Annotated in this window: 6 protein-coding genes; 3 read left to right on the top strand and 3 right to left on the bottom strand. The window is 60.8% G+C overall.

Annotated features, from left to right (window positions below; genetic code table 11):
* On the bottom strand, nucleotides 1-619 hold a 619-nt coding region (locus BGO62_RS10320; protein WP_296639842.1), incomplete at its 3' end, for a transposase DNA-binding-containing protein.
* Between the two features lie 93 nt (nucleotides 620-712).
* On the opposite strand from BGO62_RS10320, the gene BGO62_RS10315 reads away from it, so the two are divergent.
* Complete coding sequence (locus BGO62_RS10315; RefSeq protein WP_296642032.1) at nucleotides 713-3,346, top strand: RNA-directed DNA polymerase; 2,634 nt, start codon at nucleotides 713-715, stop codon at nucleotides 3,344-3,346.
* Nucleotides 3,347-3,767: 421 nt separating this feature from the next.
* Entirely contained in the window at nucleotides 3,768-4,457 is a 690-nt protein-coding gene (locus BGO62_RS10310; RefSeq protein WP_296642031.1) for a hypothetical protein, read from the top strand.
* 10 nt (nucleotides 4,458-4,467) lie between these two features.
* Here BGO62_RS10310 and BGO62_RS10305 read toward each other — a convergent pair whose 3' ends face one another.
* Nucleotides 4,468-6,360, bottom strand: coding sequence for a hypothetical protein (locus BGO62_RS10305; RefSeq protein ID WP_296642029.1), 1,893 nt, complete (start codon nucleotides 6,358-6,360; stop codon nucleotides 4,468-4,470).
* Between the two features lie 151 nt (nucleotides 6,361-6,511).
* The gene (locus tag BGO62_RS10300; protein ID WP_296642028.1) at nucleotides 6,512-6,766 is read right to left on the bottom strand and encodes a hypothetical protein; all 255 of its coding nucleotides are present in this window, start codon (nucleotides 6,764-6,766) and stop codon (nucleotides 6,512-6,514) included.
* A gap of 137 nt (nucleotides 6,767-6,903) precedes the next feature.
* Here BGO62_RS10300 and lexA point away from each other — a divergent pair, with 137 nt between their 5' ends.
* A complete protein-coding gene (gene lexA / locus BGO62_RS10295) occupies nucleotides 6,904-7,506 on the top strand; it encodes a transcriptional repressor LexA (RefSeq protein WP_296640122.1) in 603 nt (200 codons plus the stop codon).
* Nucleotides 7,507-7,697 lie beyond the last annotated feature (191 nt).

Raw genomic sequence — 7,697 nt, 5'->3', positions numbered from 1 at the left:
ACAGTTTGCCCCCTTCGGGCAGCGCCCGGTTGTGCTGGGAGCGGACCAGCCAGTCGGCGGGATGCTCCAGATCGCGGGCTTGCGCCATCAGGGCCACGATGTCGGCCTCCCGATCCGCCACGTACACCAGACGGGTGTCCGGCAGGCTGGCCGCCAGTTCGGCGATGCGCATGTAGCCTTCCGTCCAGCGGGTGCTTTCCAGCAGGCCGCCCCGTTGTCCGTCCGCGTCCTTGGGCTCGCGCGCCCACATCCAGGCATCCAGCACCCCCAGGGGTTCCCGTTCCGGGCTAACCGCGTAGGTGGGATGGACGTACATGCCACGCTGCGCTTCATAGGACAGCGGTCCCAGACCGGCAATGCCTTGCCCGTTGAAGTCCAGTTCCGTGGTGTCCTGCAGGCACAGGACGACGGGATGGGCGCGCATGCGCGCCTCGGAACTGCGCCAGTGCGGCGCAAGGATGGCTTCCCATTCAACGTCGTCCTGGGACAGAAAGCGATACGCCGCCTGGGTTTCCGCCCAGCCTCCGCACGCTTGCGGAATGCTGGCCATCGGATTGGCGGCCATGCGCTCGGCCAGCAGCACCGTGCGCTTGTCCAGACGCCTGTCGCCGAGATCGATATCCTTGAACTCCTCCGCCGCCCAGCTCATCACGCAAACCTCGTATTACCAGAGAAGTCAGCATGTTACGGTGAGGCATTGAAGTTGTGTGTAATGGGATGCTATAAACGCTGGCGTGAGTTGGGTCTCAAGGCAATTCGGGACGAGCTTAAGGCGGATCGCAGGGTAATCGCGGTTTCGATGGACCTGACGAGTTATTACCATCAGATAGATCCGGTATTCATTGCGGATAAACGTTTCCTGGCTTTAGCCAAAATCGAATTGTCTGAGTGGGAATATGAGTTCACCGCTGCGTTTTCTGATGCGCTGAAGCTATGGTCGGACATGGTCGTGGCCAAGCTGCTTGAAATGGGCTGCGACGCGGAAAAGATAAAGGTCGGTGGGTTGCCAATTGGCCTCACGATTTCGCGTGTGACTGCCAATGCCCTATTAGCGGGGTTGGATAGTGATATTGAGGAAGGATTGGCACCGGTTTATTACGGGCGGTATGTAGACGACCTATTTCTCGTATTGCGTGATCCCGGTAACCTCAATGACGCGAGCCAGTTGCTCAAGTTCATTGCTGCGCGGACAGCGTGCTTTCCGGCGGAAGGGGAAGGTGAAAAGAAGAACGACATCTATCTAACGTTGCCAGGTGAGTTCCAAGGAAGAACTACGCTCATGCTGCAACAGACGAAGCAGAAGGCTTTCTTCCTGCAAGGGCATGGTGGGCTGGACTTGCTCGATAACATCGAAACGCAGATTCGCAGCGTTTCCAGCGAACGCCGACTGATGCCGTCACCGGGGCGCCTCGAAACGATGGCCTCGGCGAAAGTGCTAACAGCAGCGGGGCAGGCTTCCGAAGAGGCCGATACTTTGCGTCGCGCTGATGGACTGTCAGTACGACGCCTGGGGTGGGCGATTCAGTTACGGGCCGTTGAAACGCTTGCACGTGACCTCAGGCAGAACGACTGGAAAGAAGAGCGAGCCAAGTTTTACCAGTTTGCCCACAGCCATATCCTGCGGCCCGACAAAATTCTCGACCATGTTGACTACCTGCCGCGATTGCTCTCGCTCGCAGTCGCGTTGATGGATTGGGCCGAGGCCAGAAAACTCGTTGACGCAACGATTTATTCACTTCGTGAACTGGAGGCCAAGATAGATGGTACGAAAGTCAAGGTGAATGGCCAGCCAGCAAGCGGAGTTGATGAAAACGCATGGTCCAGCCTGCGTGCTTCCGTATTGGAACTAGCGGCCGACGCTATTGCTCGATCTTTGCGCTGGAGCCAGCGTGACGGGGGGCCACGGCCACTTTCTGAAACGGCGCTCGATCTATGCAAACTTGTTGGACTTGGCACCAATATCGATGAGATTTATGCCTTATCCCTTGCACTCCGGGAGAGCGATTGGGCCAAGACTCCCTATAAAGATCATCTGCGCCGTGATGCAAGTCGGCAGCGGTCGGCGCTTGAGCAAGAAGCGCAGCTGTATGGCCTATACGTACACGAAGGTGACCTCCACGAATTTTTGTTGCTCTCGGGCGCCTCAGATAATGGGTCGGCCGCGGTGCGGGTGAACCCACGGTGTAAGCAGATAGCACCTGACAGCACCGCACCATCTTTGCTGCCTTATCTATTTCCGACCCGCCCGTACTCGACGCAAGACATTTCGCTGTTTCTTCCGGACCAATGCGTATTTGTTGGGGAAGAACCTAACTCAGCGCGCGCATGGGCACGCTATGTCCGAGCTGTTCGAGGTGTATGGGTCTGGGGTTCTTTGGTAACTGATCAATTCGACTTTGGCTCGGCCACACCACCACAGCACCCAGAGCAGAAAGAAAAACCAAAAGGCAAAATCGCAGTTTTAGGGGCGGCAAGGAAAGGGGAAAAAATTCGGCTAGGTATAAGCAGCCTTCTAACAACGGAGGACAGTTGGCGAGCCTGTGCAGATGGTCGGCCTGATATTTCGAGAGAACGCTATGCGCGCATAGAGCGGTTGATCAACCAGGCGATCTCAGCATACCCAAAGCCCACTCACTTGCTCTTGCCCGAGCTTTCTTTGCCTGATCGTTGGGTGGATACAGTCTCGGGGCTATTGCTTGATGCGGGGATCAGTCTTGTTGCTGGGCTCGACTATCACCGTCGGTTTCCGAATTGGATTCATAGTGAAGCGGTCCTCGTGCTGGCGGATGATCGGCTTGGATTTCCGGCATCCGTGCAGATTAGACAGCCTAAGTCGATGCCTGCCGCAGCTGAGGAAGAAAGGTTGCTGAAGGACTACGGTCAGAAATGGGCTGATACTCTCAAGGATGTTGAAAAGCCGGTTTATCAGCATCAAGGCTTTTGCTTCGGCGTACTTGTTTGCTCGGAATTACAGAACGTAAATCATCGCCTACGGTTTCAGGGCGATATTGATTGCATGATAGTTTTGTCGTGGAATCAGGACTTAGAGACTTTTTCGGCCCTTGTGGAATCGGCGAGCCTGGACGTTCATGCGCACATTGCATTGGTCAATAACCGGAAGTACGGAGACAGCCGAGTGAGATCACCCTCCAAAGCAAATCACGGTCGCGATCTATGTCGACTGCGAGGCGGACAGAACGAGCATGTAGTCGTCGTTGAACTGGATGTCGAAACGTTACGTGCATTCCAAAGTCGAGCAACTCGATGGCCGCGTGATGACGATCCATTTAAGCCGGTTCCAGAAGGTTATGTGATGGCGAAATATCGTAGAACTACACCAGAGTAGTCTTTATCGATCCCCCATCAACGATTCCAACTCCAGATAACACCTCGCTCCACCCCTGCCGCTCAATAACCTCCGCAAAATCCTCAGCTAATTCCGCCTGAAAACACAAAGTCTGGCCGGTGAACGGGTATCAAACTGCATGTCGGTGGTGGCCACAACTGGCGCGGGTATCCTCAGACAAGCAGCTTGACTGCTCTTTTTCAACGACAAATCCGGCTAGATGCCGGGTTTGTCGTTTTTTCCGAGTGTGCTTGTCTCTTGATCCCGGGGGAGCTGTATTCTCCATTCGCGAATAGCGAAAATTCTGAAGTTTTCGGTTATTCCCAATTCTTGAAATGAGAATGCTGACGAACGACCACAACGAATTGAAACAATGAGCGCTTCGCCTGACCCCTACGCCCGAATCTTCCTGCTGAGCCACATGCGCGCCTACACCAGTCTGGCGGGGCACATCCTCGGCTCGCACCCGCAGATCAACGGCTACTACGAAATGCACATGAGCTATGAGGATGTGTCCGCGCTGGAGCGGCAGCGGGAGGCGTTGCAGCAGGATGGTGCGCTGAAGAAAAACAGCCGCTACCTGTTCGACAAGCTGCTGCACAACGATTACCGGCTGAAGCCCGGACGGCTTGGCCCAGCCGACATCAAGATCCTCGTCGCCCTGGCGGAGCCGGAGCACACGATCAAGAGCATCGTGCATCTGTTCCGGCAAAAGCCGGACCCGGACCTGTACGCCTCGCCGGTCGAGGCGGCGAACTACTACGTGGAGCGGGTGCAGGCGCTCGTGGATTTCTGCCGCATGACCGATTGGCCTTATTTCTATTTCGATGCGGAACTGTGGCAGCGCGCGCCGGAGCGGCTGCTGCCCGGGCTGGCGGCGTGGCTGCAGCTGGATTCGCCGTTGAGCGAGCGGTACGAGGTATTCGGCCATACGGGGAAGGCGCGCAAGGGGGATGCGTCAGCGCGACTGCGCAGCGGGCGGATCGACCGGACCCGCAGCGATTACTCGGAGATGGCGATTCCGCAGGACGTGCTGGAAAGGGCGCGGGAGGTTTACCGGGAATGCCGGGCGCAGCTGATTGCGGGGGCGGCGGATTCCGTTTGCCTTTGATGGGTGGCTGTCAGAACAGGCTGTCCCAGGCATCGCGCTCGGCGCGGTAATTCATCAGGGCCTCGACGATCTGCCGCTTGCGTTGCGCACGGTGCTCGGCGGACTGGATCTGGCGCCAGGCGAGGGCATGCTCGCCGAAATTGCGCTCGATGTTGTCGATGAAGGCGCGCACCCGGCGCAGCGCATGGGCGAGGCCGGGCGAATGTGCGCTTGCCTGCAGCCACCAATAGTCGGCGTCGAAGACAAGCTCGCCCAGTTGCCGGCTCCGCTCGACGATGGCGTCGTGCTTCTGCTGGTACAGCGCGAGCAGTTCGGCCTCCTTCTCGCCGACGACGGCCTCGATCGCGCCCCGGGCGAAGGGTTTTGTGACGTCGGCCTGCCTGACCAGCGCTTCGGTGGAAAACAGCATCAGGTCGCCGAAGAACTGGCGCTCGAACTCGTCGGAGACGTCCACGCTGGCCTCGTCCACGTCGACGCCGGGGCGGAAGTCGTCGCCCGGCCCCGCTTCGGTGGTGCGGCGGTGCAGGTTGGGCATGTTGAACGAGGCGAAGCGCGCGCCGATTTCGGCGGCGATCAGCCGGCCGGCGGTGGGGCCGGACATGCGCAGGCGCAGGTGGCCGAAGGGGATAACGTATTTCAGCCCGGCGTAGTTGGCGATGTAGTTGCCGGGGTAGACCGTGCGCGCCGGGCTGAGCTCGGCAAAGCCATGGCCGTAGCCGAACCAGGTCTTGCGCGTGAGGTGCTCGCCGAAGAAGAAGGCGTCGAGCCGCTGCGCGAAGTCGGCAAGGCAGGCGCCGTGGTCGTGCTTGCCTTTGAGCCGGCAGGCGTAAGGGAAGGTCGCCGGCTGGTTCTCGAAGCCGAAGAGGCGGGCCATGTCGTGATACGCGGCCTCACCCGTTTTTTGTAGCGGCAGGCCGTGGAAAGTGCAGGCTTCGTCGCCGCGCAATGCGGCCATCCGGCTGAAGAAGGCGCTCACGTCGTCGAGAAAGTTCGCCGCCATCACCGCCGGCGACACGGGCGGATCGCCGACCATCTTGCCGGTGAGCAGACGGGTATCGGTGGTGCGGAAGATCCTGTCGATGGCGTGGAAGTAGTTCAGCGCGATCACGACTTCTTCGCCGGACGCGGTCTGCCGGTTCACGCACAGCGACTGGTCGCTGTCGACCAGGTAATACAGCGTGTTGTGCCTGTTTTCGGTCAGCTGCAGAAACTTCAGGTAGCTGAGGTTGCGGTTGGCGGCCTGACCCTTGAGGGAGAATTTTTCCTTGGGCTGGGTGGTGAGCAGCCTGCCCAGCCGTTCGCGCGTGGGCGGCGGCAGGGTGTGCAGCAGTTCGTACTGCTCGGCAAGGCCGAAGTGGACCACCTGCAGGCCTTTCCGCCGGTATTCCTCGACCAGCTCGAGGTGCCGGCGGATGTTTGCTTCGTCGCGGCTGTCCTCGCTGACGACGACCCGGATCCGCTCCCACCTGCCGGATGCGTGGCCGCCGTAGTCGAACTGCATGCAGACCTGGTAGATGCTTTCGAGGCAGGCCTTGAGGTGCGACGGGCGATCCGCCACCGGGATGCCGAGGATGAAGTGGTGACGGTTGTCCTTGCCGCGCTGCCGGATCAGCGCCTCCTGCTCGCGGAACAGCGCCTGGTAGCTCGCCAGCAGCGGATGGAAGTCGGCCTCGGCGGACCACATGGCAGGTTCCAGCAGGAGGGCGCACTGTTCGTGGAGGTCGATCAGCGCGTCGGCGTCGTGGGTAGCGGCCAGCCGCTTGCCGAGTTCTGCCAGGCCGGGAATCGCGGAGGCGTAGCGTGCGATGCAATCCTGCAGGCACGGGCTGGCGGGTGCGGGCAAGGCATGAGCGTCCGGGGTTTCCGGAAAGCGGGGGCGGCGTTCAATGTGCGGTCGGTTCATCGGCACTGGGGCGGGTGCGCGGGCTCGCTGCGAGGCAGAGGCGTAATAGTACCCGCCCGCGCATCAAATCCGGGTGGGCAGGGTGCCGGGGCGGCGCCGGTTTCGTCCTGCCCGTCCAGTCAGGCAGCGCCTGCCCATTCCGGCGATCGGCTCATGCGCGCAACCGCACCCGCCTTTCCACCGTCAGCACTTCGCCCGCCGCATCCACCACGGCATACAGCCTTGGTTTCGGGCGGCCAGCCCAGCTCGGGGCGGGGGTGGGGCTGTCCAGGTACACCACCTGGGCGCCGTCGAACTGCTTTTCGACCTGCCCGCGGGCGAGCAGATCGTTGAGGGCGTCGATGGAAATCCCGCGCTGCTTCATGCGGCTGAAGGCGAGGGGGCTGATCTTTCCGAGCTTCATCATGAGGCTTCTCCTGCGTGTGTGCGGTTGCATGTGCCTGCCAGGCGGCAGCACCTGGCGCGTATGGCGTTTTCGGGATCCGGTATTTATACTGTATGCAAATACAACTGTACATGCATACAGCATTTGGAGGAAGCCCCATGCGTGACCTGACCCGCCGCCAGGAAGAAATTTTCAACCTCATCCGGGAGTGGATCGAAACCACCGGCCTGCCGCCGACGCGCGCGGAGATTGCGCAGCGCTTCGGCTTCAGTTCGCCGAACGCCGCCGAGCAGCATCTCAAGGTGCTGGCAAAAAAGGGCGTGCTGGAGCTGCTGCCGGGGGCGTCGCGCGGCATCCGGCTGAAGGGCGGCGGCGGTCTGCCGCTGGTGGGCCAGGTGGCGGCAGGCAGCCCGATCCTGGCGCAGGAGAACGTCGAGCGGCACTACCAGCTCGACGCCGCCATGTTTTCGCCGCGCGCGGACTACCTGCTGAAGGTGCGCGGCATGAGCATGAAGGACGCCGGCATCCTCGACGGCGACCTGCTCGCGGTGCATCGCAGCGCCGAGGCGAAGGCCGGGCAGGTGGTGGTGGCGCGGATCGGCGACGAGGTCACGGTGAAGCGTTTCCAGAAGCGCGGCCACAGCGTGCAACTGCTGCCGGAAAACCCCGACTTCGAGCCCATCGTGGTCGACCTCAGGCGCCAGGAACTGGTCATCGAAGGCATCGCGGTCGGGGTGATTCGCAGCGGCAAGGCCTTGTAAGCGCGACTGGCGGCCGGACCGCGCCGGGGGGGTGCGCTGGGCGTCGATCCCGACGAGTTGCCGAGGCCGCCGCCCGGACGAGGACTTGCTCCGGCGGGCGGCGGGTCTAGATTGAGAGAGGCCGTTCGTTCTCTGCAAGGGAGAAACCGACATGGGATGGTGGCGCGTCGCGGGGGTATTGATGATGAGCA

The organism is Thiobacillus sp. 65-1402 (assembly GCF_001897685.1).
Taxonomy (GTDB): domain Bacteria; phylum Pseudomonadota; class Gammaproteobacteria; order Burkholderiales; family Thiobacillaceae; genus Thiobacillus.
The sequence above is the reverse complement of the archived record's forward strand: the minus strand, read 5'-3'. Positions and strand labels throughout refer to the sequence as shown.

Bases quoted from the DNA above. Each gene is read 5' to 3' on its own strand.
- BGO62_RS10315 (WP_296642032.1), top strand. From the start codon at position 713: ATGGGATGCTATAAACGCTGGCGTGAGTTGGGTCTCAAGGCAATTCGG.
- BGO62_RS10310 (WP_296642031.1), top strand. From the start codon at position 3,768: ATGCGCGCCTACACCAGTCTGGCGGGGCACATCCTCGGCTCGCACCCG.
- BGO62_RS10305 (WP_296642029.1), bottom strand. From the start codon at position 6,360: ATGAACCGACCGCACATTGAACGCCGCCCCCGCTTTCCGGAAACCCCG.
- BGO62_RS10300 (WP_296642028.1), bottom strand. From the start codon at position 6,766: ATGATGAAGCTCGGAAAGATCAGCCCCCTCGCCTTCAGCCGCATGAAG.
- lexA (WP_296640122.1), top strand. From the start codon at position 6,904: ATGCGTGACCTGACCCGCCGCCAGGAAGAAATTTTCAACCTCATCCGG.